General features: G+C 62.7%; 23 protein-coding genes and 1 tRNA gene. 11 read left to right on the top strand and 13 right to left on the bottom strand.

The features are described from left to right. Window positions 1-359: 359 nt before the first annotated feature. The 4 genes from VNS12_RS05000 to VNS12_RS04985 all read right to left on the bottom strand — a co-directional run bounded on the left by VNS12_RS05000 (window position 360) and on the right by VNS12_RS04985 (window position 5,657). Window positions 360-1,157: an ATP-binding cassette domain-containing protein gene (locus VNS12_RS05000; protein ID WP_325486742.1), complete on the bottom strand. Its 798-nt coding sequence runs from the start codon at window positions 1,155-1,157 to the stop codon at window positions 360-362. After that, window positions 1,154-2,947: a dipeptide/oligopeptide/nickel ABC transporter permease/ATP-binding protein gene (locus VNS12_RS04995; protein WP_325486741.1), complete on the bottom strand. Its 1,794-nt coding sequence runs from the start codon at window positions 2,945-2,947 to the stop codon at window positions 1,154-1,156. The genes VNS12_RS05000 and VNS12_RS04995 overlap by 4 nt, the downstream gene beginning before the upstream one ends. Further along, window positions 2,944-3,891 carry an ABC transporter permease gene (locus VNS12_RS04990; protein ID WP_325486740.1) on the bottom strand — a complete coding sequence of 316 codons (948 nt, stop codon included), beginning with the start codon at window positions 3,889-3,891 and terminating at the stop codon, window positions 2,944-2,946. Before VNS12_RS04990 ends, VNS12_RS04995 begins: the two co-directional genes overlap by 4 nt. 212 nt (window positions 3,892-4,103) lie before the next feature. Then, on the bottom strand, window positions 4,104-5,657 hold the full coding sequence (locus VNS12_RS04985) for an ABC transporter substrate-binding protein (protein ID WP_325486739.1): 1,554 nt from the start codon (window positions 5,655-5,657) through the stop codon (window positions 4,104-4,106). Window positions 5,658-5,818: 161 nt separating this feature from the next. Here VNS12_RS04985 and VNS12_RS04980 point away from each other — a divergent pair, with 161 nt between their 5' ends. From VNS12_RS04980 to VNS12_RS04970, 3 genes are all read left to right on the top strand, one after another. Then, the gene (locus VNS12_RS04980; protein WP_325486738.1) at window positions 5,819-6,457 is read left to right on the top strand and encodes a DUF1028 domain-containing protein; all 639 of its coding nucleotides are present in this window, start codon (window positions 5,819-5,821) and stop codon (window positions 6,455-6,457) included. Between the two features lie 115 nt (window positions 6,458-6,572). Next, entirely contained in the window at window positions 6,573-7,490 is a 918-nt protein-coding gene (locus tag VNS12_RS04975) for a pseudouridine-5'-phosphate glycosidase (RefSeq protein WP_325486737.1), read from the top strand. A 31-nt stretch (window positions 7,491-7,521) separates the two neighbouring features. After that, a complete protein-coding gene (locus VNS12_RS04970) occupies window positions 7,522-8,406 on the top strand; it encodes a carbohydrate kinase family protein (RefSeq protein ID WP_325486736.1) in 885 nt (294 codons plus the stop codon). A 28-nt stretch (window positions 8,407-8,434) separates the two neighbouring features. On the opposite strand, the gene VNS12_RS04965 is transcribed toward VNS12_RS04970, so the two are convergent. Together VNS12_RS04965 and VNS12_RS04960 are read right to left on the bottom strand one after the other, a co-directional pair. Continuing rightward, a complete protein-coding gene (locus VNS12_RS04965) occupies window positions 8,435-9,364 on the bottom strand; it encodes an electron transfer flavoprotein subunit alpha/FixB family protein (RefSeq protein ID WP_325486735.1) in 930 nt (309 codons plus the stop codon). Further along, window positions 9,361-10,110 (bottom strand): electron transfer flavoprotein subunit beta/FixA family protein, encoded by a 750-nt coding sequence (locus VNS12_RS04960; RefSeq protein ID WP_325486734.1) that lies wholly within the window; start codon window positions 10,108-10,110, stop codon window positions 9,361-9,363. Before VNS12_RS04960 ends, VNS12_RS04965 begins: the two co-directional genes overlap by 4 nt. A gap of 287 nt (window positions 10,111-10,397) precedes the next feature. Here VNS12_RS04960 and glpD point away from each other — a divergent pair, with 287 nt between their 5' ends. Next, the gene (glpD, locus tag VNS12_RS04955; RefSeq protein WP_325486733.1) at window positions 10,398-11,942 is read left to right on the top strand and encodes a glycerol-3-phosphate dehydrogenase; all 1,545 of its coding nucleotides are present in this window, start codon (window positions 10,398-10,400) and stop codon (window positions 11,940-11,942) included. Here the strand turns inward: glpD and VNS12_RS04950 are convergent. Together VNS12_RS04950 and VNS12_RS04945 are read right to left on the bottom strand one after the other, a co-directional pair. Beyond that, window positions 11,926-12,249: a hypothetical protein gene (locus VNS12_RS04950; RefSeq protein ID WP_325486732.1), complete on the bottom strand. Its 324-nt coding sequence runs from the start codon at window positions 12,247-12,249 to the stop codon at window positions 11,926-11,928. The two genes, glpD and VNS12_RS04950, sit on opposite strands and share 17 nt — an antisense overlap. Continuing rightward, the gene (locus VNS12_RS04945) at window positions 12,246-12,635 is read right to left on the bottom strand and encodes a hypothetical protein (protein WP_325486731.1); all 390 of its coding nucleotides are present in this window, start codon (window positions 12,633-12,635) and stop codon (window positions 12,246-12,248) included. The genes VNS12_RS04950 and VNS12_RS04945 overlap by 4 nt, the downstream gene beginning before the upstream one ends. A 189-nt stretch (window positions 12,636-12,824) precedes the next feature. Here VNS12_RS04945 and VNS12_RS04940 point away from each other — a divergent pair, with 189 nt between their 5' ends. Continuing rightward, window positions 12,825-13,001: a hypothetical protein gene (locus VNS12_RS04940; RefSeq protein ID WP_325486730.1), complete on the top strand. Its 177-nt coding sequence runs from the start codon at window positions 12,825-12,827 to the stop codon at window positions 12,999-13,001. Between the two features lie 407 nt (window positions 13,002-13,408). On the opposite strand, the gene VNS12_RS04935 is transcribed toward VNS12_RS04940, so the two are convergent. Continuing rightward, on the bottom strand, window positions 13,409-13,687 hold the full coding sequence (locus VNS12_RS04935) for a hypothetical protein (protein WP_325486729.1): 279 nt from the start codon (window positions 13,685-13,687) through the stop codon (window positions 13,409-13,411). A 313-nt stretch (window positions 13,688-14,000) separates the two neighbouring features. On the opposite strand from VNS12_RS04935, the gene VNS12_RS04930 reads away from it, so the two are divergent. Further along, window positions 14,001-14,270 (top strand): hypothetical protein, encoded by a 270-nt coding sequence (locus tag VNS12_RS04930; RefSeq protein WP_325486728.1) that lies wholly within the window; start codon window positions 14,001-14,003, stop codon window positions 14,268-14,270. 143 nt (window positions 14,271-14,413) lie between these two features. Here VNS12_RS04930 and VNS12_RS04925 read toward each other — a convergent pair. Together VNS12_RS04925 and VNS12_RS04920 are read right to left on the bottom strand one after the other, a co-directional pair. Then, window positions 14,414-14,489, bottom strand: a tRNA-Ala gene (locus tag VNS12_RS04925). A 56-nt stretch (window positions 14,490-14,545) separates the two neighbouring features. After that, complete coding sequence (locus tag VNS12_RS04920) at window positions 14,546-15,175, bottom strand: hypothetical protein (RefSeq protein ID WP_325486727.1); 630 nt, start codon at window positions 15,173-15,175, stop codon at window positions 14,546-14,548. A gap of 407 nt (window positions 15,176-15,582) precedes the next feature. Here VNS12_RS04920 and VNS12_RS04915 point away from each other — a divergent pair, with 407 nt between their 5' ends. From VNS12_RS04915 to VNS12_RS04905, 3 genes are all read left to right on the top strand, one after another. Then, a complete protein-coding gene (locus VNS12_RS04915) occupies window positions 15,583-16,821 on the top strand; it encodes a porin (RefSeq protein WP_325486726.1) in 1,239 nt (412 codons plus the stop codon). A gap of 207 nt (window positions 16,822-17,028) precedes the next feature. Continuing rightward, complete coding sequence (locus VNS12_RS04910) at window positions 17,029-18,072, top strand: OmpA family protein (RefSeq protein ID WP_325486725.1); 1,044 nt, start codon at window positions 17,029-17,031, stop codon at window positions 18,070-18,072. 114 nt (window positions 18,073-18,186) lie between these two features. Continuing rightward, window positions 18,187-18,585, top strand: coding sequence for a helix-hairpin-helix domain-containing protein (locus VNS12_RS04905; RefSeq protein ID WP_325486724.1), 399 nt, complete (start codon window positions 18,187-18,189; stop codon window positions 18,583-18,585). A gap of 18 nt (window positions 18,586-18,603) precedes the next feature. Here the strand turns inward: VNS12_RS04905 and VNS12_RS04900 are convergent, their stop codons facing one another. After that, window positions 18,604-19,554: an alpha/beta fold hydrolase gene (locus VNS12_RS04900; protein WP_325486723.1), complete on the bottom strand. Its 951-nt coding sequence runs from the start codon at window positions 19,552-19,554 to the stop codon at window positions 18,604-18,606. A 219-nt stretch (window positions 19,555-19,773) separates the two neighbouring features. Here VNS12_RS04900 and dapA point away from each other — a divergent pair, with 219 nt between their 5' ends. Both dapA and smpB read left to right on the top strand, forming a co-directional pair. After that, window positions 19,774-20,652 carry a 4-hydroxy-tetrahydrodipicolinate synthase gene (gene dapA / locus VNS12_RS04895; RefSeq protein WP_325486722.1) on the top strand — a complete coding sequence of 293 codons (879 nt, stop codon included), beginning with the start codon at window positions 19,774-19,776 and terminating at the stop codon, window positions 20,650-20,652. An 11-nt stretch (window positions 20,653-20,663) separates the two neighbouring features. Continuing rightward, window positions 20,664-21,143: an SsrA-binding protein SmpB gene (smpB, locus tag VNS12_RS04890; RefSeq protein WP_325486721.1), complete on the top strand. Its 480-nt coding sequence runs from the start codon at window positions 20,664-20,666 to the stop codon at window positions 21,141-21,143. A 20-nt stretch (window positions 21,144-21,163) separates the two neighbouring features. On the opposite strand, the gene VNS12_RS04885 is transcribed toward smpB, so the two are convergent. Then, a complete protein-coding gene (locus tag VNS12_RS04885) occupies window positions 21,164-22,018 on the bottom strand; it encodes an AraC family transcriptional regulator (RefSeq protein WP_325486720.1) in 855 nt (284 codons plus the stop codon). Window positions 22,019-22,092: the final 74 nt, after the last annotated feature.

Below are 22,092 nucleotides of genomic sequence, written 5' to 3'. Positions count from 1 at the left end.
CCAGTATGCTCGGAGCTGAGGTGGGCATGAGTGGCGAAGGTTGGCGGCACGGGTTGGGAAGAGCCGGAGCTCTGCCTTGTACTGGATCCCGGATCGGGTCCGGGATGACAGGGGGTGGGGTTTTGAGAGGCATTATTCCCGCAGGCGTCATCCCGGGCAAAGATCCGGGAGCCAGTACGCTCGGAGTTGAGGTGGACATGAGTGGCGCGGGTGGTTGGTGGCACGGGTTGGGAAGAGCCGGAGCTCTGCCGGTTACTGGATCCCGGATCAGGTCCGGGATGACGGTGGGGAGGCGGGCTGTGGCGGTGCTTTGCCAGCAGCGTTGATGATTGGGAGCGCGGAAGGCGTGGGCGGCCATATTATGTGACCCCCTCCAGCCTCGGTGCGCTGGCGATCAGGTCGTTTGTGTAGGGGTGCTGCGGAGAGGCGAACAGGTTTGGGGCGGTGTCGAGTTCGACCATCTGGCCCAGATACATCACACCGACCCGATCGGCGATGGATTCCACCACGGCCAGATCGTGGCTGATGAACAGATAGGAAAGCCCCAACTCGCGTTTCAGGTCGTCGAGCAACAGCAGGACCTGCGCCTGGACCGAAACGTCGAGCGCCGAAACCGGCTCGTCGAGAACCATGATTTCGGCCTCGGCAGCAAGCGCCCGGGCGATGGCGATGCGCTGGGCCTGCCCGCCGGAAAATTCATGCGGATAGCGCTCCAGCGTGTCTGACGGCATCTGCACCGCGTCGAGCAATTCGCGCTTGCGGGCGGCGCGTTTGGCGGCGTCATAGCCGCGAAGGAGGCGCAGGGGCACATCGAGGATGCGGTCAATGGTCCGGCGGGGATTGAGCGAGGCCACAGGGTCCTGAAACACATACTGGATGGTGCGCCCGAAGGCACGCGAGCCCTCGGCGCGCAGGGCGGAATAATCCTTGCCCGCAATGGAAATAGCGCCCGAGGTCGGAGTTTCGAGACCCACCAGCATGCGGGCAATGGTCGATTTGCCCGAGCCGGATTCGCCCACGATGGCGAGAGTTTCTCCAGCGGCGAGGGTGAACGAGACGCCAGCGACGGCGTGAATGGCGTGGGAGCGGGCCCCGAACAGGGTTTTGGTGCCACCAAAAGTCTTGTGCAGATCGCGCACGACCAGGGCGTCGGTCATGGCCGATCCTCCGCAAACAATGGACGCACCCGGTCAAGGAAAGCCTTGCCCATGCCCAGTTCGGGGACGCAGGCAATCAGCTTTTTGGTATAGGCATGACGCGGCGCGCGCAGCACGGTGTCGGTATCGCCCATTTCGACGATCTCGCCATCCTTCATCACCGCGACCCGATCGCAAACCTGCGCGACCACACCAAAATCATGGGTGATGAGCAGCAGCGCCAGCCCGCGCTCGCGGCGCAGATGCTGAAGCAGGTCGAGGACTTTCGCCTGTACCGTCACATCAAGAGCGGTGGTGGGTTCGTCGGCGATCAGGATGTCGGGATCATTGGCGAGCGCCATGGCGATGCCGATGCGCTGGCGCTGGCCGCCCGACAATTCGTGAGGGAAGGCGTCAACGCGCTGGGCGGCATCGCGGATGCCGACCTGTTCCATCAACGCGATGGCCCGGCGTCTGGCTTCGGCCTTGCCCACGGGCTGATGAGCGGTGACAGCTTCGGCGATCTGATCGCCGACCCGATAGAGGGGATGCAGCGTGGTCAGAGGGTCCTGGAACACATAGGCGACCTTGGAACCGCGCAGGGCGCGGATGCCGGTTTCGGAGCGCGCGAAGATGTCTTCGCCCTCGATAAAGACCGAACCGCCGGTGATTACCCCCGGAGGGGAGGCGACGAGCCCGAGCAGCGACAGGGCCGTTACCGACTTGCCGGAACCGGATTCGCCGATGAGGCCAAGGCATTCGCCCTTGTCGAGCGAAAAGGAAATGTCGTGGACGGCCGGGACGGTGGCGCGGCCCTTCTGGAAGCTGGTTTCGAGATTGCGCACATCGAGAATGGCATCGGAAGGCCCGCCCTTAGCAGGGGCGTAGGCGGTGCCGCGCGCCATCCGCGTTACCGAGAGGGGGCGGGTGAGGTCGCCCGCCTTAAGGCGCGGATCGAGAACGTCGCGGATGCCATCGCCGAGCAGATTGATGCTCATCACCAGCGCGAAAATCATCAACCCGGGGATGATCGAGACATGGGGGGCGTTAAACAGCAGGCGGCGGCCTTCACCCAGCATCGACCCCAGGTCCGATTGCGGCGGCTGGGCCCCAAGACCGAGAAAGGAGAGGCCGGCGGTTTCGAGGATCATCCAGCCAACCGTGGTGGACATGGTGATGACGATCACCGGCAGGACGTTGGGCAGCACTTCGGTAAACAGGATCGCCGTGTGCGATTTGCCCGAGAGCCGCGCCGCATCGACGAATTCGCGGCTGGCCAGCCCCACGGTGATGCCGCGCACGTTGCGCGCGAAAAACGGGATGTTGACCACGGCGATGGCATAGAGCGCGTTGAGCAGGCCGGGGCCGAGCACGGCGACGATGGCCAGCGCCAGGAGGATGTAGGGAAACGCCATCAGCATATCGATGCCGCGCATGAGGATGTTGTCGGTGGTGCCGCGCGCGTAGCCTGCGACCAGCCCGATCAGCGATCCGATCAGCGCGGCGATTGCCGTGGCCGAAAGGCCGACGGCGATGGAAACGCGGGTGCCCCAGATCAGCCGCGAGAGGATATCGCGGCCCAGATGGTCGGTGCCCAGCCAATGTCCTTCGCTAAAGACCGGCTGCAAGCGGTTGGGGGGATTCGTGATATTGGGGTTGGGGATCGGCAGCAGCGGAGCGAGAAGGGCAAGGAGCCCGATCAGCCCGAGCACGATCAGCCCACCCGCCGCCAGCCGGTTGTTGAGCAGCAGCCGCCAGTTCGACAGGCGCGCGGTGGGCAGGGGAGCGGTGGTCGCCAGCGCCTGGGTCATGTCTTGAGCCTCGGGTCGAGCATGGCCTGCGCCACGTCTGCGGCGAGGTTGATCAGCACATAGGTGACGGCGACCAGCAGGACACCGCCCTGCACCAGCAGAATGTCGCGGGTGGAAATGGCGTTGACCAGCATGGCCCCGATGCCGGGCCACTGGAACACGGTCTCGATATAGACCGCGCCGCCCATCACGAACCCCGCCTGGATGCCGATGACCGGGATGATCGAGACCAGAGCGGATTTGAAGGCGTGGCGATAGATCACGGCGCGCTCGTTGAGCCCCTTGGCCCGTGCGGTGCGGATATAATCCTGCCGCAGCACTTCGAGCATCGCGGCACGGGTCAGCCGGGCAATAACGCCGGTGGCGACGATGGCCAGCGTGGTGGCGGGCAGGATGAGGTGGATCAACAGGTCGGGCAGGTCGCCGCCGCCATAAACCGCATACATCCCCGAGGCCGGAAGCACGCGCCATTGCACGGCAAAGACGAGGATGAAGATCAGCCCCAGCCAGAACGCCGGCGTGGAAATGCCGATCAGAACGAACAGGGTGACGATGCGGTCGGTCCAGCCGAACTGGCGCACGGCGGAGACGACGCCCGCGAGGATGCCGAAGATCGAGCACAGGACCAGCGACGTGCCGGCGAGGATCAGGGTGGCACCGAACCGTTCGAGGACTTCATCAAGCACCGGACGACGCAGGATGTAGGAGTGGCCGAAATCGCCCTGAACCAGATTGCCGACCCAGACAAAATATTGCTGCCAGACGGGCAGGTCGAGCCCCAGTTCGCGATTGACGCGGGCGACGTTCTCGGGGGTCGCGAACGAGCCCAGAATGGCCAGCGCCGTGCTGCCGGGAATGGCGGCCATGATCCCGAATACGATGACGCTGAGCCCGATGATGACCGGGATGGCATAGAGAAGACGTTTGACGATGTAGCCGGTCATGCGGTGTTTCCCGTCTCTCTGTGTCGCCCCCGACTTGCGTTGGGGGCGGGTAGTCGGCAGGGCTTGGGTTGTCCTCGACTCTGCCGGTTACTGGATCCCGGGTCGAGCCCGGGATGACGGTGGTGGTTTAGGCATCGCGGGGCCAAATCCTGGCGGTGGCGAGTGAGCGCGGCACCTCCCCCTTGCGGGGGAGGCTGGAGAGGCGCTGAGGCCTACTGCTTGGTCACCCCGCGCAGGCGCAGGTTGAAGTCGGGCTGCAGTTCGAAGCCCTGAACGTTGGCGGTGGAGACCGCGTTCTGTTTCCAGTTGGCGACGAAAATCCACGGGGCGTCGTCATGAACAACCTGCTGGATGTCGCGATAGAGCGCAGCGCGATCCTCCTGATCGGTGGCCATGCGGGCCTGATCGAGCATTTCGTCGACATCGATGTTGGAATAGTAGCTCGAATTGAACCCGCCCGCCTCGGGCCAGGCGTCGGTGCGAAGGGTGAGGAAGGGCAGGGTGTCGGGATCGGTGGTCATCCACGCCATTTCGGCCATGTCCGCCTTGCCTTCGAGGCCGGGGTTCACATTGGCCAGGAACGTATTCCACTCATAGGTCTCGATGGCGACATCGAAGCCGACGGCTTCGAGATCGGCCTGGATGGCGGTGCCCATCGGGATGGGGTCGAGCATCCCCGAACCACCCTCGGTGACGTAGAAGGTCACCGACAGGTCCGTGGCGCCGGACTCGTCGAGAAGCTGGCGGGCCATGTCGGGATCGTAGGGGTAGGGCGCGACGTCTTCGTTATAGGCCCAGGCGAAGGCCGGCGGAATCGGGCCGGCGGAAACATCGGCGGTGCCTTGCAGCACGTCGTTGACCAGCGTTTCCTTGTTGACCGCGTAATTGGCCGCCTGGCGCACCAGCGGATCGGCGAACGGGCCGTCCTTGGCGTTGAGCATCACGTACCAGACATGCGGGCCCACAGCGTCATAGACGGTGAAGCTGGGATCGTCGGCGAACATCGCCACGTTATCGGGCGGCACCTCGACCATCAAATCCACGCCGCCGGACAGCATCTCGGCGACACGGGTATTGGCGTCGGTGATCGGGCGGAAGACCACAGTTTCCGTGCCAGCGGGGTCGCCCCAATAGGCATCGTTGCGGATGGCCACCACGCGGGTGTTGGATTGCCATTCGGCGAACTGGAACGGGCCGGTGCCCACCGGATTGCGCCCGAAATCATCGCCATATTCGGCGACAGCGGCGGGCGAAACGATGCCGCCGGTGTTGGTCGCGAGGTTGGTGAGGAACGGCGCGAAGGGCAGGCCGAGCGTGAATTCGACGGTATAATCGTCGATCACCTTGGTCTCGGTGATATCGGCAAAATTGAACGACAGCGGGAACGGGCCGGTGTCGTAATAGGGATGGCTCTCGTCAAGCATGCGGTCGAAGGTGAATTTCACCGCCTCGGCGTTGAACGGGGTGCCATCATGGAAGGTGACGCCTTCGCGCAAGGTGAAGGTATAGACGAGCCCGTCATCGGAAATCGTCCAGTCGGTGGCCAGGGCCGGTTCGACCTCCAGCGTACCATCCTTGAAGCGCACCAGCCCTTCGAAAATATTGGTGGTGATGCGGAAATCATTGGCGGCGGTGGAGACCTGCGGATCGAGCGATTGCGGCTCGGCGATCTGGCCAACCACGAGAACATCGGGGGGCGTCTGGGCGAGGGTCGGAGATGCGGCCAGCAGAACGGCGGCGGCAACTCCGGCGAGCAGTTTGTTCATGATCCTCTCCTTTTTAATCGGCAGAAGTACACCTCTCCCAGGCGCTTCAGCCTTGAATTAATTTATCAGCATAAATAGACATGGCAACAGATTTGTCGGTATAAAATGCGACAGGGCGTTCGGCACGCACCGTCAAAGCCGAGTGCGCCGGGAGACCCGCCATGACATTTTCAATTGTTGCGCGTGACCCGCAGACCGGCGCATTCGGAGTGGCGACGGCTACCGGCGGACCCGCCGTGGGCTCGCTTGTTCCCCATGCGCGGGCCGGGGTCGGGGCCTTGGCGACGCAAGGTTTTACCAACCCGCTCTATGCGCCCGACGGGCTGGCGCAGCTGGCATTGGGCGAAGGGGCGCAACAGGTGGTGGATGCCCTCACACAAGCCGATGTTGAGGTCCATAAGCGGCAGCTTATAGTGATTGACGCCAAGGGGCGGACCGCTGGATGGAGCGGAAGCGGGCTGACGCAACACGTTGGCCTGCATCTTGAGGACGGGTTGGCGGCAGCGGGCAATCTGCTGGCGGCGGATACTGTGGTCCCGGCGATGGTGGACGGGTTCCGGGCCGAGCGGGGGCCGTTGGAACTGCGATTGCTGGCGGCGCTGCGGGCCGGGGAAGCAAAGGGCGGGGACGCGCGCGGCATCCGCTCGGCGGCAATTCTTGTCTGTTGCGATCAGCCTTACCCGGCAATCGATGTGCGGGTGGACCTTTCCCTTACGCCGCTCGATGATTTGGAAACTGTGCTTCAGAGCACCCGGACTGGCGAATATGCGGAATTTTTCGCGGCTCTGCCAAGGCGCTGACCGCGTGTTCTGAAGCGCCAGTCCAATCGTTGTGGCTGGAGGCGGGAAGGCTCAAAGGCTTGCGTGTGAATGCGGGCTGTGATTTGCATCAGGGATCAGATCAGTGAGGTCCGCCGTGTCCGACTTTCTCGCCATCAGCCCTGAAATCAAATATGCGCTCGCCGACAAGCAGCCGATCGTGGCGCTGGAATCCACCATCATCACCCACGGGATGCCTTATCCGCAGAATCTGGAAACCGCATTGGCGGTGGAACAGGTGGTGCGCGAGAACGGCGCGTTGCCCGCAACCATCGCGGTGATGGACGGCAAATGCCATGTGGGTGTAGCGGGCGACACGCTGGAGAAGCTGGCCAAGACCGGGCTCGATGCGGCCAAGGCTTCGCGGCGCGACCTGGCAGCGATCCTCGTCAAAGGGCTGACCGCCGGGACCACCGTGGCCACCACCATGCAGATCGCCGCCATGGCCGGTATCCGGATTTTTGCAACCGGGGGCATTGGCGGCGTGCACCGGGGGGCCGAGGCTACGTTTGATATTTCCGCTGACCTGACGGAGCTTTCGCAAACCCCGGTGACCGTGGTGTGCGCCGGTGCCAAGTCGATTCTCGACATTCCGAAAACCCTCGAAGTGCTTGAAACCAATGGTGTTCCGGTGATCGGGTTTGGCACGGATGCCTTCCCGGCCTTCTTTGCCCGCGAGAGCGGATATGGGGTGGACTACCGGATCGACACCGCCGAGGAAGTGGCGGCGCTGATTTCGGCCCAGACCCAGTTGGGGATGCGCGGCGGGGTGCTGGTCGCCAACCCGATCCCCGAAGCCGACGCCCTCGATGCCGATGAGATCAACGGTCGGATTGCAGCGGCGATTGCCGATGCGGAGGCGCAGGGCGTGGGTCGCAAGGATGTAACGCCCTATCTGCTCAACAGGATTTTCGAGTTGACCGGGGGCAAGAGCCTGACCGCCAATATCGCGCTGGTGAAAAACAACGCGGCAGTGGCTTCAAAGATCGCAGTGGCTCTGGAGACAGCGGCGTGAGGGCACGCGGCTTGTGCCGGAGCGCAGGAATATGAGCGGGCAGGTTCTCGTCGTCGGGGACGTGATCACCGATATTCTGGTGGTGCCTGAAGGTCCGATTGCGCGTGGCACCGATACGACAGCGGCGATACGGCAATTGCCCGGCGGTTCGGGTGCCAATCAGGCGGTGTGGATGGCGGCGATGGGAGTGGATGCCCATTTCGCCGGACGCGCGGGCGCGACGGACGTGGCGCGGCTGAAAATCTATTTCGAGGGGCAGGGGGTCGCGGCGCATCTGGGGGCCGATGATCTGGTGCCGACCGGCACGCTGATCTGCCTGATCGATCCCGATGGCGAGCGCAGTTTTTTGACCGATCGCGGCGCTAACGCCAGGCTGGGGCCGGAAGACCTCTCGTCCGAATTGCTTGACGGCACCGATCGCCTGCATGTGTCCGGCTATGCAATGTTCGAGGACGGGCCGCGCCGCGCGGTGATGAGTTTGATGGAAGAGGCCATGCGTCGCGGTATCGCCGTGAGCCTCGATCCCGCCTCAACCGGGTTTTTGCGGTCGGTGGGGCCCGACGCGTTCATGGGATGGGCGGCGGGTGCCGATATCGTGTTTCCCAACGCCGACGAGGCTGCACTTTTGACCGGGGAAGTCGACCCCGCCGAACAGGTGGCGGCTCTGCTGGACCACTTTCCCCGCGTGGTGCTCAAGCGCGGCGGCGCAGGGGCCATCTATGCGACGCGGGACGGCAATACGGTGGCGCTACCGGCCCAGAGTGTCGATGTGATCGACACGACCGGGGCCGGGGATGCGTTCCTGGCCGGGTTTCTCGCCGCCGAATTGCGCGGCGAAACGCCTGCCGAATGCCTTTCCGCCGCCATTACAGCCGGAGCGCGCGCGGTGATCCAATTGGGCGCGCAGCCCCGCTGAGGTTGTTTGGAGCGACTGGTTCTGCCGGTCAGAGCGCCTTGATCAGTTCGGGGATGATCTCGAACAGATCGCCAACGAGGCCATAATCGGCGACCGCGAAGATCGGGGCCTCCGGGTCCTTGTCGATGGCGACGATGGTTTTGGCGTTCTTCATGCCCGCCAGATGCTGGACCGCGCCGGAAATGCCGATGGCGATGTAGAGGTCGGGGGCGACCACCTTGCCGGTTTGGCCGACCTGCCAGTCATTGGGCGCATAGCCCGCATCGACTGCGGCGCGCGACGCGCCAATCGCTGCGCCGAGCTTTTCGGCCAATGGCGCGATCAGCGCATCGAAATTTTCCGCAGACCCCAGGGCGCGCCCGCCCGAAACGACGACGCGGGCATTGGCAAGGTTCGGCCCGGCGCTGGCCGCCGTCTCGCGCGAGACGAAACGGGCTTTTGGCGCGGAGGGGGTGAAATCGACAGGATCCACAGGGGCCGAGCCGGTGTCGGCGACCGCATCGAAGGCCGAGGCGCGAATGGTGAGAACGATTTTCTCAGCAGTGGCCTCGACCGTCTGCAGGGCGGCACCGGCATAGACCGGGCGCTCGAACGCGGTTGGCGAGAGCACCGCAGTGATATCGGACACCTGCATGACGCCCAACAGGGCGGCGACGCGGGGCATCACATCCTTGCCGAAGCTGGTGGCCGGAGCGGCAAAGTGGCTGTAGCCGCCCGCCAGATGAAGGATCAGCTCGGAGACCGGGCCGGCAAGGCGGTGCTCAAAAGCGGTAGCATCGGCGATGAGCACCCTGGCCACGCCATCGAGCTTTGCTGCCTGCTCGGCAACGCTGGCGCACTGATGCCCGGCGACGAGCACATGGATGTCGCCCCCAAGCGCACGGGCGGCGGTGACGGCCTTGGCGGTCGCGGCATTGAGTGCGCTGTTGTCGTGATCGGCGAGAATGAGCGTGGTCACTGGACGCGGCCCTCCGTCTTGAGAATGTCGATCAGTTCGGCAACTGAACCCAGTTGCGAGCCGGGCTTGCGCTCGGGCGGGCGGGCGGTCGAGACGATGCGCAAGGTGGGGGAAAGATCGATGCCGAAGCTGGTGGCATCGATCTCTTCGAGGGGCTTTTTGCGCGCCTTCATCACATTGGGCAGCGACGCATAGCGCGGGGTGTTGAGCCGCAGATCGGTGGAAACCACGGCGGGGAGGTCGAGGTCGAGGGTTTCGAGCCCGCCATCGACCTCGCGGATCACGCTGGCTGTGCCATCGCTGAGGGTGAACTTGGACGCGAATGTTGCCTGCGGCCAGCCGAGCAGGGCCGAGAGCATCTGCGCCACCTGATTGGAATCATCATCGATGGCCTGCTTGCCCATGATCACCAGATCGGGGGCCTGCTGCTCGCAGATTTTCTGGAGCAGTCGGGCGACGGTGAGCGGTTCGATCGCCTCGTCGGTCTTGATCAGAATGGCGGTGTCGCAGCCCATGGCGAGCGCGGTGCGCAAGGTGTCCTGCGCCTGGGCGGGGCCGATGGAGACGGCGACGATCTCGCTCGCTGTGCCGGCCTCGCGCAGCCGAACCGCTTCCTCGACGGCGATTTCGTCAAAGGGGTTCATGCTCATCTTGAGATTGGCGAGTTCGACGCCCGAGCCGTCGGTCTTCACCCGGACGGCGACATTGGCATCGAGCACCCGCTTGACCGGGACCAGTATTTTCAAAACGCATCTCCCGTAACGAAGAATGATCAGTGGGCGTTTGATGGCCATAACGAGGGGCAAATGCAACAGCGGCAGGTGCGAAAGGAGCGCATATTCTCCGATCGGGCCGATGGGCGCATGACCGTTGCAAGCCCGTCGGGCGCGCTGGAAAAATCATTCCAGCGCTCTGGCGGCTGACACAAAAGCGTATTGATGGAGCGCTATGAGGCCGGACGAGGGCGATGGTGTGCGTGCCGTTTGGCCCGAAAAACTTGCAAGTCCTCACGTTTTCACCCTAGCTTTGCATCATGACACCCGGAAACGAGCATACAACCGACCCGGTTGACCTCTTCATCATCGGCGGCGGCATCAATGGCTGCGGCATCGCCCGCGACGCGGCGGGGCGCGGCTTTTCGGTGACGCTGGCGGAAAAGGACGATCTGGCCTCGGGCACGTCCTCGGCCTCGACCAAGCTCATCCATGGCGGATTGCGCTATCTGGAGCATTATGAATTCCGGCTGGTGCGCGAGTCACTGATCGAGCGCGAAGTCCTGTGGGGCATGGCTCCGCACATCATCCAGCCGATGCGGTTCGTGCTGCCGCACCACAAGGGCCTGCGGCCAAAATGGCTGCTGCGGCTGGGCCTGTTCCTCTATGACAGCCTGGGCGGACGCAAAAAGCTGCCGCCGACGGCAACGCGCGATCTCGCCACCGATCCGCTCGGCAAGGTGCTGCGTCCGGGGCATGGGACGGCGTTTGAATACTCCGATTGTACGGTGGATGATTCACGGCTGGTGGTGCTCAACGCCCGCGATGCAGCGACGCGCGGCGCAATGATCCGGACCCGGACCAAGGTGACATCGGCGCAGCGCGAGGGGGCCGTGTGGCGGATTGAACTTACCGACCAGATCAGCGGCGCAGAGGAAACCGTTTTCGCCCGGATGCTGGTCAACGCGGCAGGGCCGTGGGTCGAGCAGACATTCAAGGGGCAACCGGAGGCGCATGCGGTGCGGCTGGTGAAGGGCAGCCATATCGTGGTGCGCAAGCTTTACGACGATCCGCGCAGCTTCTTTTTTCAGAATGCCGACGGGCGGATCATCTTCGCCATTCCCTATAAGCGCGAATTCACCCTGATCGGTACAACCGATGCAGATTTCGCGGGCAATCCGGGGGATGCGGAAATTTCCGAGGGCGAGACTGACTATCTGATCGCCGCGGCCAATGAGTATTTTGCAACGCCGATTGTGCGGGGCGACATCGTGTGGACCTATTCCGGCGTGCGTCCGCTCTATGATGACGGCGCCTCCAAGGCGCAGGAAGCTACGCGCGATTATGTGCTGAAACTGACCGGGGAGGCAGGGGTAGCGCCCTTGCTGACGGTGATCGGGGGCAAGATCACCACCTATCGGCGCTTGTCCGAGGAAGCGCTGGGGCACGTGCAAACGGCGCTGGGTGCGCGCGGCGGGGACTGGACGGCAGGGGCGGGGCTGCCCGGAGGCGATTTTGCGGTGGAGCAGTTTGGGGAAAAGATCGCGCAATTGCAGCGCGACTATCCATTCCTCTCCGAAAGTGACTCCTGGAGATTGGTCCACAGCTATGGCACCGAGGCCTGGGCCATTCTGGGCAATGCGACCGATGCCGAGGCACTGGGGCGGGCCTTTGGCGCTGGCCTCTACGCGGCGGAAGTGGATTTCCTCATCGAACGGGAATGGGTGCGAACGGTCGAGGACGTGCTGTGGCGGCGCAGCAAGCTGGGCCTGCACGGCGAGCAGATCGATAGCGCCGCGCTCGACGCCTATATCGCGGCGGCGCTCGACCGGTCGGGGACCAAAGCGGCTATTGCGCAGCGGTAAAGCGCAGGGAATCCGGTCCGCATTCGTGCCACTCCATCATGGCGTTCGGTTCGCCCTCGCGGCCCTTGCACCAGTTCCGCTCATTGAGCGCTGCGCCATAAATCGCGCGCGCTTCGCAGGCGACGGCGACCTTCACGTCACCGCTCATCGACAACCGGCAGGCCGAATCCGCGTCTTCATACAGAGCGATCAGTTCGGGGACAGTTTCGGTCGCGTCCGGAAACTGCATGGCGGATTGGGCAAGCGCGCCCGAGCCGCAAAACACAAGAGCCGGAAGCATCAGGAGTTTCAGGGCGCTGGGGTTCATTGGACTTCCTCCGTTTGCATCTCGACGATGTCGCACCCCTCGCCGCCGACAAGGCGGACGCCTTCCACCTCATAAAGCCCACCCCGCGCGCAGTGGAACGACAGCACTTTGCCAGTGGCTTCGGCGAGGGCATCGAGGTCGGACCTCGCGATGGGCCGGTTGAGCAGGACCTCGCCAAGCGTTGTGGCGCCAAACTGATCGGTGACGCCGGCGATCTGCGGCACCGGGTCCCTGTCCACCATCACATCGATCTGGGAAAAATGGATGGTGATGTCGTCACTGACATCGATCTCGGCGGCAAAGTCGGAAATCTCATCGTCGGCAGCCAGCGCGGGTGCGGCCAACAGGGTGAGAGCGGCAAACGCCGCCAATGGGCTCCGGAGCATGAAAAATCCTCCCGTTACGCCCCCACATAACAGCCTGCGGGCTGTTTCGGGCGATAGTGTGAGCAGGATTGGGCGCTATTGTGGGACGGGGGCGGCTGGCCTTTGGCGGGCGCGGCCCTTACCATGATGGGGAAAGGCGGCGGCGCTGGACGCAACGATGCAGGAATTGGCGCTGCACTCCGATTGAGAATGGATACGACCAAGACTGCCCTTGAACGGGCTTTCGAACTTGCTGAAACGGGCCAGTTCCGGACCAATGGCGAACTCAAGACCGCGCTCGCCAAGGAAGGCTATAATGCCAGCCAGGTGACCGGCCCCCAACTGCTGCGCCAGCTCCGGCAGATCATGGCCGACGCTCAAAAATAGCGCCTGCAGCAAGAGTGGGCACCACGACTGCGGTTCGGAAGTGCGGAAAAAAAAGCCCCGCCGGACGGTGAGGTCGGGCGGGGCCGGAATGGAAATTACTTGCCGCGTCTGGCGGAGGCGAGGCCGGGTTTGGCCTTTCCGCGTGTCCGCAGGAGATTGCCAGCATTCATGTGCTTGAGGCGCAGGGCCTGACGGTCTTTTTTAGCCATGATGAGTCTCCGATGCTTGTACCCCGAAGCGGGTGCTTCCGGGAAAACGGTGTCCCAAGGTGCTGCATGAGGGAGTGCTGAGCTTGCGCGCCGCTGCCCCCTGATACGCCGCGGTCGCGGGACGATCTGGCGACCATGCCCCTAACCATATGGGATGCGGAGGCCGGAAAGCCAGTGCTCGCGCTCCAGGCCGGGGCCTTAGGCCTCGGCAGGCTCGACGATGCGCGCCAGCCGATCCTGCTTGCGCAGCAGCGGATAGGTGTGATCGCGATAGAGCGAGCGCAGGTCCAGCGGCGAATAGGAGCGGCCTTCGACGACCATCAGCGCGCCCCGCAAACTGACGGGCGGCACTTCCTCCATGGCAAAGCGGATCGCCTTGGCGGCGCTCGAAAATGTACGGGCTCCCTGATCGAGAGCGGTTTGCCAATCGCTGCCCAGATAGAGGGCGGCTTCGGCCTTGTAGTCTAACGTATTCATACTGTGTTCCTGTGGCCGCCAGAGGGCAGCCATGGCTGATCGCCGGCTGCGGCGGTCACATGACCGGCAACGCGCCAGCAAAGGGTTGAAAAAAGGTTCGGGGGAGGCAGCACAACGCTGCTGAAATTCGCGGCCGCAGCTGTGGCGGCGCCATTTCGTCCACTTGAACGTAGCCACCAGATGGGGACCCGCAGACCGGTTTTCAATAGGGCGCCTGTTGAGCGGGATTTGCCCGGATAGGGAGAGGGAACCAAGGGCCCAACACTATCGTTGCGTAATTACACGCAATTTCAGTCAAGGAGGCGGGACGAAAATGATTGAGAGCGATGTGGTTCACCCCGGCGCGCCGGTCGAAGGGATCAAGATTGTGGTCAATTCGCTGTATCTGTCCCTCGGGTTTCTGATCAAGCGGATTGAACACCTTTCCGGCCCCGACGCGGCAGCCGAAGCGCGCGATGCCCTGATCGAAAATCTCCAGAACGGAAATATTGATATGGCGATCATGGAGGACCGAAAAATATTCGATTTCGTCCTCTCGCTGGCAGAAGACTTGCCGATGCCTGCCTACGAGCCCGAGACCTAGCAGGCGGAATATCCGCACACCGGAACCAGGCCGCGGCCTGCTGCCCGCGCATTGTTGCGCGCCCCATCGGAGCGCCAGAGAGGCGCATAGCGCGGTTTTAGCGCGTCATGCGGCGAACGGTACGGCGCGTGAGATAAAGGAAATGGTGGAGCTGAGGGGAATCGAACCCCTGACCTCGTCATTGCGAACGACGCGCTCTCCCAACTGAGCTACAGCCCCATTCCGGGATGCGTAATAGCGCAATAAGGGGGAGGCGAAAAGAGGATTTTTAGGGTCTACGGCGCGCTGGGAAGGGCCAGGGCGATCTGGCCGGGCAGGGTTTCGACCGGGTCAAAACCCAGATTGGCGCAATTGGCGGCAAACACATCGACCCAGGCGGCGGCCCGCTGCTCGATATAGGTGACGCGATTGATCTCGCCGTCGATGGTGGTGGATTCGGCGGTGGCGCGGGCGCGCTCGGCGGCCACGAGAAAATCATCATCGACGAAATAGTTGCAGCGCATCACATCGATCGACCGCCACGCAACCAGAGCTATATCGATAACGTCGCGGGCGATCTGCCGTCCGAACTCCATGTAAGGCGCAAGGTCTTCATCGCCGCAGGTGATGGCGGCGGCGTCGGCGCGCATCCGCGCCAGCCGGTCGGCCATATCCTCGACCGAGGCCGAGGCTGCCACCACGATCTCATCGAGCCGCAGGGAGGCGCCGGCCTGATCGAGGGGGGTGAGATAGGCGAGGGTGGAATCAAACAGCGCGCAGCGCGTGGTGACCTGGGTGGCAACGATGAGGGCATCGGCGTCGACCATCATCTGTTGGGCCGGGTCGGTTTCGTCCTGCGCGATGGCTCCGCCGCCAGCGCTTGCGGCCAGCCCGGCAATCAGCAACGCGCGGCACAAGTCAGCCATGATGCGGATTCCATATGACACGGCCGACCCTTCCCGACATGTTTGCCCTAGCGTTTCCAGACCACCAATGTGGCTGTTTTACGAAAGGGATGACGCTGGCGGCTTGTGGCCAGCCAATTGTAAATGACGGGTAAACGGGCATCGCCACAACTATTAACAAGTGGTTTCCAGATGTGTGGACATTTTGCAACATTCACTTTCCAACCCGTCCCATCTGCCTGTGAACCGCACTAAGGGATGTTGCGAAGGGGCCGGGCATCGCTAGAGTGACCCTTGCGAATCCATGCATGGGATCGTTTGTCGGTCGCAACGCGACGGCAACACACGACACCAACAATAATGTGGTCGCGTTTCGACAAACCGCCGGATAGCCCGGCAAACTGAATGACTGACTTTGGAGGTCAATTATGAAACTCAAGAGCCTTCTTCTGGGTTCTGCAGCCGCTCTGGCCCTGTCGACGGGTGCTCAGGCCGCTGATCCGATTGCGAACTTCGTTTCGCTGGGCGTGTGCGATGCCTATGGCATTTCCGGCCTGACCATCGAATCCGACGACACCTGCCTCAAGATCTCGGGCAAGGTCGACTACGAATACCGCGTCACCAATTGGGACACTCTCGGCACGTTCTACGACAACGGCCATGGTGTTGAGTGGCAGCTTCTGTTTGAAGCAACCACCCAGACCGACGCTGGCGCCGCCAAGGCTGTTCTGCGCCTTAACGACGTGCCCGGCACGAACGGCGAAGACGTTCGCATCGAGCGTGCCTTCGTTTCGTTCGGCGACACGACTGTCCTGACCGCTGGCCGCATCGGCTCGCTGTTCAGCACCACGATTCTTGACCAGAAGTATGGCTCGCGCCACGAAGATTTCATTGATTTCTGGAACTTCGACAACAATGACATCGGCAAGGGCTATTCAATTCTGAATACTGTTCGCACCGGTGGCATGGGCATTCAGATCGAATCCCTGATCGCCGATGGTTTCTCGGTGCTCGTTGCACTGGAAGACCTCGCAGTTGACGGGACTTTCGGTCTGGGCGTGGCCTATGATGCCAATGGCATCTCGGCAGAAGCCGGTATCCTTTTCGGTGACCTGTACGATAACGTTGCCGGTGACCCGATCAACTTCTACCTGAACGCTTCGGCTGATTTCGATAACTTCACCGTTCGCGGTGGCTTTATCGCCGACGATGCGGGTGCTTGGGTTGCTTCGATCGGTGCCGATGCGACGTTCGACATGTTCTCGCTTAAGGCTGACGCGCTCTTTGACGAGCCGGGCAACTGGACCATCGCTGGCGAAGGCTCTTTTGCTGCGACTGACACCGTCGACATCTTCGTTGGCGCTGCCTTCACCGAGTTTGCTGGCGGAACCGACACTTGGACCATCTACGGTGGTGCCGAGTTCGGCCTGACCGAGAACATCTCGGCTCGCGCTCAGGTTGGCTACATCGAAAATGCTCGCAGCACCGACGCTGTGGTCCCAGCGGTTCCGCCGCTCCCTGCTACGAGGCTCGCTCTTGGCGACGTCGTTTACGGCGAAATCGGCTTGTCGTATGCTCCGGGTGGTGGCTTCAAGTCCAGCCTGGACCTGACTGCTACCGATCGTGGCGACTACCAGGTCACTTTCTCGGCCGAAAAGTCGTTCTAAGAACGTCTTATATAGCCAAGAATTGGAGGGGTCCGGCTTTTGCCGGGCCCTTTCTTTTTTGGAGCTGCGCCCGCAATGCGCGACGCAGGGCCTGCGATGCTGGCGGCAAAGTGAGTTCACCTCACCGGGATGGGTGCTTAAGCTGGTGCGGTTGAGTCGCTCGTTATCGATTGCGGGCTCCTGCCAGATTCAGTTTTCCGGTTTTGCATGATTTTCTCCAATCCTCTCCGCCTCGCCTTGGTTTTTGCTGTTCTGGCGTGCTCTGCCGGTCCGGCTATCGCGCAGGTCCAGACGCTCGATAGCAAGGGCAGCGAAAGTCCTGCCGAGGCGGTCGATTTGGACGAGGCGTTTTCGTGGGCGGCGCGAATTGATGCCGATGGGCTGACGATCTCGGGCAATATTCCGGGTGAAGGCGCGCGGATCGTCTTGCGGCGTGCCCGCGAAGGAATAGTCCACGAACAGATGGAGATTGCCAGTGGAGCACCGGTCGGGTTTCTGGGCGACGCGCTCAGGGCGCTCAAGGCCAGTGCACTGTTGGATCGGGGAGACATTGTTCTCGAAAATGAGGAGTGGCGCGTCACCGGGGTGTTGAAGTCCGGGGTCGATCCCGACGCGCTAATCGCTGCGCTGGGTGCAACCACCGGAACGGGCGCGCTATGGCAGATTGAACTGGAGGAGCCGCTGGAAAGAGACCGTGCCGGATCTGTAGAGGCGGCGGATATCGATACCGATCTGGTCGATGAAATCGAGCAGATGCTGGATCGTGCCGACAAGGACGCGGGAGCCGATCTGGAGGAGGGCGGGGCTCCCGGCATTGCTGCTGATAAGCCGAACATGGAAATCGATACTGCGGAAGTCGCGCTGTGCGGGGAGCGCATCGAAGCGGCGATGGGGGAGCGGGGTGTTCTGTTCGCGTCGGGCAGTGCGCGGCTGACGCCGGAATCAGAGGAACTGGTCGGGGACCTGGCCGCAATCCTCGCCGATTGCCCAACGCTTCCCGTTTATGTAGAAGGACATACAGATGCCGATGGCAGGGCCGAGACCAATCTGGTCTTGTCGCTGTCGCGGGCCGAAGCGGTCGTCGATGCGCTTGTCGCAGAGGGAATCGACCCGCAGCGGCTGTATGCAGTGGGCTATGGCGCCAGCCTGCCCATCGCCAGCAACGATACGGCAGCGGGCAAGGCGCAAAATCGCCGGATCGTCTTCGCGTTTGAAGACAGCGCCGGCAAGATTGAGGGGGATTCTCAGTGAGCGACATCGCCTATCTTATGGCCATCGACTGGCCGTTTCTGGTGCTGGCGGTGCTGATCGGGATCGCAACCGGTTGGTACGGCACCCCGGACAGGAAACAGTGAGGGCGAGCCGGTGAACCCCACGCCCCATATTATCCCCAGCGCTTTACTGCTGCTTGCCGCATTTTTTATCGGCTGCCTGATCGGATATGTGCTCAAGCAGGTGTTCGGCCCACGCAAGGCGGCGACAAGCGAGCCCGATACGGCAGAGCAGACCGCCAACGAGCGGGACGCAGACGCGCCGGTCGTCATCGAGGAAGCGCCCGTAGCCGAGCCCGACGACCTGACCAAAATCAAGGGGATAGGGCCGAAAACTGTAGCGATGCTGCATGAAAACGGCATTTACCGCTTCGATCAGATCGCGACCTGGGACGCGGAGGCGATCGAGGACATGAACGAGCGCATGTCGTTCCGCAGTCGCGTTGAACGCGAAAACTGGATCGAACAGGCGCGGGACCTGGCCGGGAAATAGCCGCGCTGGCTGCCTCGCTTAATCAGGCTCGTCCGCAACCGCGGGCCTCGGCTGGCAGATATCGCGCAGGAAAGCGGACAGCGCCCCAAGTTCAGCGGCGCCATCGAGCAGGGCCGGCGAGCCCTGACCGGAAATGGTGAGCAGGGCGGCATCGGGGCGGCGGCGGACCATTTCGTCAAACGTAGCGCGGCGGACCTGATCGGTCAGCGCTGTGCGAACCAGCATCAGCGGCGCGTGGGCCAGCGCATCGAACAACGGCCATTGCGGCTCGAACACATCATCGACCTCGAAGCGTTCAAGCTGCTCGATCAGTTTGGGATCGAACAGCGGCTGGACGCGTCCGCGCGGGCCGGGGACGTAGAGACGGTCCGCAAGTGCATCGAGCCGAGCAGGGGTCTGGTCGGGATAATCGGTGGCGAAAATCCGGCGCAGGGCCTCGGTGACTACCTGCTGTCCGCGCAACCCGGATAAATGGCGGAAATTGGTTCTGGTGCGGACAAGGCCGCGAGAATCGGTGACCGGACCGGCATCGGCCAGGACCGCCCCCGCGATGGCAAGCGGCTGGCGCGCCGCCATCACCATGGCCACCTGCCCGCCATGGCCTTCGCCAAGGACGATGGCGCGAGGAACATCGAGGGCGCGCAGAACGTCGAGTGCGCAATCGGCATCGCGCAAGGTGGAATAGGCAGTGTTTTTAGGACTGCGCGATGAGCGGCCCCGTCCGGGCAGATCGATGAGGATGAAGCACAGGCTTTGGCCGGGCAGCCGGTTAAGCGCCGTGGGAAGAGCCGCGAAATCGGCCATATTGCGCAGATATCCGGGCAGGCAGAGCACCGGGATGGTCGCGTCGCTGAGGTCTCCGTGGATGTGAACGGCAAGGTTCATGCTCCCGGACCCGCTGGTGATGGTGCGGATCGGAAGGCCGGAAAAGACGGCTGCATCGGCAGGAGGTGTTGCGCGTTTGAGCATGATGCTTCATAGCACGCCGGGCGCAGCGCACAATCGCCAAGGGTGGCGGGCGCGCTTGTCGCGCCACGAGGCGGCCATTATGGTGCTCCAGCCTCGGGCATGAGAAATTGTCGCGCCGCAAATGTAAAGCATTGCTAGCATTTGTGCGCTATGTAACGGCAATAGACAAACCAAAGAGCTGTCGGGCGTTCCGGCAGCGCCAACCAGGGACTGTTTCGTATGTTGAGCGGGTCGATCACGGCGTTGATAACGCCGTTCCAGAATGGAGCTGTTGATGAAGATGCCATGGCGCGCTTCGTCAAATGGCAGATCGACGAAGGCACCAACGGGCTGGTGCCGGTGGGCACCACCGGGGAAAGCCCCACGGTCAGCCATGAGGAACATCGCCGGGTGATCGAGATCGCCATCGAGGTGGCGCAAAAGCGCGTGCCGGTGGTGGCCGGAGCGGGCTCCAATTCGACGCGTGAAGCGATCCATCTGGCGCAGTTTGCTGAAGAGGCAGGGGCCGACGCGGTGCTCTCGATCGTGCCTTATTACAACAAGCCCAATCAGGAAGGCCTGTTCCAGCATTTTTCGGCGATCGCCAAGGCGACCAGCCTGCCGGTCATCCTCTATAGCGTGCCGGGGCGCACCGTGGTCGACATCGCGGTCGATACCATCAAGCGCCTGCGCGATGCCCATGCCAACGTCATCGGCGTCAAGGACGCAACGGCGGACATGAGCAAGGCGACCCTGACCCGCAAGGCGCTGGGGCCCGATTTCATCATGCTCTCTGGCGAGGATATCACCGCGCTGGGCTTTAATGCCCATGGGGGCAGGGGGTGCATTTCGGTGACCTCCAACGTCGCGCCAAAGCTGAGCTCGGCGCTTCAGGCGGCATGTCAGGCCGGTGATTTTGCAACCGCGCTGACTATTCAGGACCGGTTGGCGCCGCTGCACAAGGCGCTGTTCATCGAGCCCAACCCGCAAGGGATCAAATACGCTGTTTCGCGGCTGGGCCTGTGCGCCGAGGAGACGCGATTGCCGCTGGTGCCAATTGCCGACAGCACAAGGGAGGCCATCGACGCAGCGATGGTCCATGCGGGCCTGATCAATTGATGAAGCGATAGATGGCACCGAAAAAGGAAAAAGGATTGCTCGAAACCGGGATGGTGGCGGAGAACCGCCGCGCCCGGTTCGACTATGAAATCCTCGATACGCTGGAGGCCGGGATCGTCCTCACCGGAACCGAGGTCAAGTCGCTGCGCAATGGCAAGGCGCAGATCGTGGAATCCTATGTCTCGCCCGAGGGCGGGGAGCTGTGGCTGATCAATGCCAATATCCCCGAATATGTGCAGGCCAACCGCTTCAATCACGACGAAAAACGCAAGCGCAAGCTGCTGGTGTCCAATCGGGAACTGGCGCGGCTGGCGCGCGGGGTGGAGCGGCAGGGCAATACGATTGTGCCGCTAAAGCTCTATTTCAACGAGCGTGGCATGGCCAAGCTGCTGATCGGGCTGGCCAAGGGCCGCAAGAGCTTTGACAAGCGCGATGTGCAGAAGGATCGCGACTGGTCCCGCGACAAGCAGCGCATTCTCAAGCAGGGCTGATCGGGCGGATGCCAGTGCCGCTACTTGCGGAACATGGCCCGATAAGCGCGGGGCGTCATGCCGCGCAGCGACCGGAACTGTCGATTGAAATTGGCCAGCGATGTGTAGCCCACTGCCTCGGCGATAAACCCGATCGGCTCATCGGTCGATGACAGACGGGAACAGGCCTCGCCGATCCGCAGGGCCGCAATATAGGCTGTCACGCTGACCTGCGTGTGGCGTACAAACATCCGATGCAGTCCAGAAACGCTGAGAGCCGCTATGTCGGCAAGTCCATCCATGCTGATGGGGTCGGCATAATGAGCGTGAAGGTGGGTGAGTACCCGATCAAGCCGGGAACGGCCTCCAGCGATGGGCTGTGGGCCGACACGCGACAGGGGCCGGGCGCTGGAATCTTGGGCGAGATGGCCCAAAATCGCAAACAGCGCGAGAAGCCGTTGCATGGGTGCAAGACCAAAGATCGCCCGGAACTCGGGTTCGAGCGCGCTGCCGGTCTCCGAAGCGAAAGCGAGGCCCCCAGAGGCGCGATCAATCAGATCCTGGACCGGCCGCAATTCGAGCGAGCCAGCGATGGCCTGTTCGATCCATTCCCGGCGAAACCACAGCACCATGGCGATATGGGGTTCGGCCTCATCGCGCTTGTTTCGCGATGCCCAGGTGTGGGGGAGGTTCGGGCCGACGAGAACCAGATCGGCATGGCCATAGCTGCCCACGTGATCGCCGATAAACCGCTGCCCTTCCGAGTTGAGGGTGAGGGTCAATTCGAACTCGGGATGGTGATGCCATTGGAAGGGAATGGCGTCATCCAGACGGCGGTTGAGCATGGTCCAGGAGGACGTGCTCGATAGGGGTAAATGCTCACGATAGGCGCGCATCGGGCGTCAGTTCCTCGCTTCACGCCAGAATAGTATCAATTTCGGCCCGTCTAGCACAACATGGGCGTGCGGCC

This window comes from Pelagibacterium sp., from assembly GCF_035555455.1.
In the GTDB taxonomy this organism is placed as follows: domain Bacteria; phylum Pseudomonadota; class Alphaproteobacteria; order Rhizobiales; family Devosiaceae; genus Pelagibacterium.
Note: the sequence above shows the minus strand (reverse complement) of the source record. Positions and strands in the feature narration are given on the sequence as shown.

Excerpts from the sequence above, each read along its gene's own strand:
- VNS12_RS05000 (WP_325486742.1), bottom strand. The coding sequence starts at position 1,157 with ATGACCGACGCCCTGGTCGTGCGCGATCTGCACAAGACTTTTGGTGGC.
- VNS12_RS04995 (WP_325486741.1), bottom strand. The coding sequence starts at position 2,947 with ATGACCCAGGCGCTGGCGACCACCGCTCCCCTGCCCACCGCGCGCCTG.
- VNS12_RS04990 (WP_325486740.1), bottom strand. The coding sequence starts at position 3,891 with ATGACCGGCTACATCGTCAAACGTCTTCTCTATGCCATCCCGGTCATC.
- VNS12_RS04985 (WP_325486739.1), bottom strand. The coding sequence starts at position 5,657 with ATGAACAAACTGCTCGCCGGAGTTGCCGCCGCCGTTCTGCTGGCCGCA.
- VNS12_RS04980 (WP_325486738.1), top strand. The coding sequence starts at position 5,819 with ATGACATTTTCAATTGTTGCGCGTGACCCGCAGACCGGCGCATTCGGA.
- VNS12_RS04970 (WP_325486736.1), top strand. The coding sequence starts at position 7,522 with ATGAGCGGGCAGGTTCTCGTCGTCGGGGACGTGATCACCGATATTCTG.
- glpD (WP_325486733.1), top strand. The coding sequence starts at position 10,398 with ATGACACCCGGAAACGAGCATACAACCGACCCGGTTGACCTCTTCATC.
- VNS12_RS04950 (WP_325486732.1), bottom strand. The coding sequence starts at position 12,249 with ATGAACCCCAGCGCCCTGAAACTCCTGATGCTTCCGGCTCTTGTGTTT.
- VNS12_RS04945 (WP_325486731.1), bottom strand. The coding sequence starts at position 12,635 with ATGCTCCGGAGCCCATTGGCGGCGTTTGCCGCTCTCACCCTGTTGGCC.
- VNS12_RS04940 (WP_325486730.1), top strand. The coding sequence starts at position 12,825 with ATGGATACGACCAAGACTGCCCTTGAACGGGCTTTCGAACTTGCTGAA.
- VNS12_RS04935 (WP_325486729.1), bottom strand. The coding sequence starts at position 13,687 with ATGAATACGTTAGACTACAAGGCCGAAGCCGCCCTCTATCTGGGCAGC.
- VNS12_RS04930 (WP_325486728.1), top strand. The coding sequence starts at position 14,001 with ATGATTGAGAGCGATGTGGTTCACCCCGGCGCGCCGGTCGAAGGGATC.
- VNS12_RS04920 (WP_325486727.1), bottom strand. The coding sequence starts at position 15,175 with ATGGCTGACTTGTGCCGCGCGTTGCTGATTGCCGGGCTGGCCGCAAGC.
- VNS12_RS04915 (WP_325486726.1), top strand. The coding sequence starts at position 15,583 with ATGAAACTCAAGAGCCTTCTTCTGGGTTCTGCAGCCGCTCTGGCCCTG.
- VNS12_RS04910 (WP_325486725.1), top strand. The coding sequence starts at position 17,029 with ATGATTTTCTCCAATCCTCTCCGCCTCGCCTTGGTTTTTGCTGTTCTG.
- VNS12_RS04900 (WP_325486723.1), bottom strand. The coding sequence starts at position 19,554 with ATGCTCAAACGCGCAACACCTCCTGCCGATGCAGCCGTCTTTTCCGGC.
- dapA (WP_325486722.1), top strand. The coding sequence starts at position 19,774 with ATGTTGAGCGGGTCGATCACGGCGTTGATAACGCCGTTCCAGAATGGA.
- smpB (WP_325486721.1), top strand. The coding sequence starts at position 20,664 with ATGGCACCGAAAAAGGAAAAAGGATTGCTCGAAACCGGGATGGTGGCG.
- VNS12_RS04885 (WP_325486720.1), bottom strand. The coding sequence starts at position 22,018 with ATGCGCGCCTATCGTGAGCATTTACCCCTATCGAGCACGTCCTCCTGG.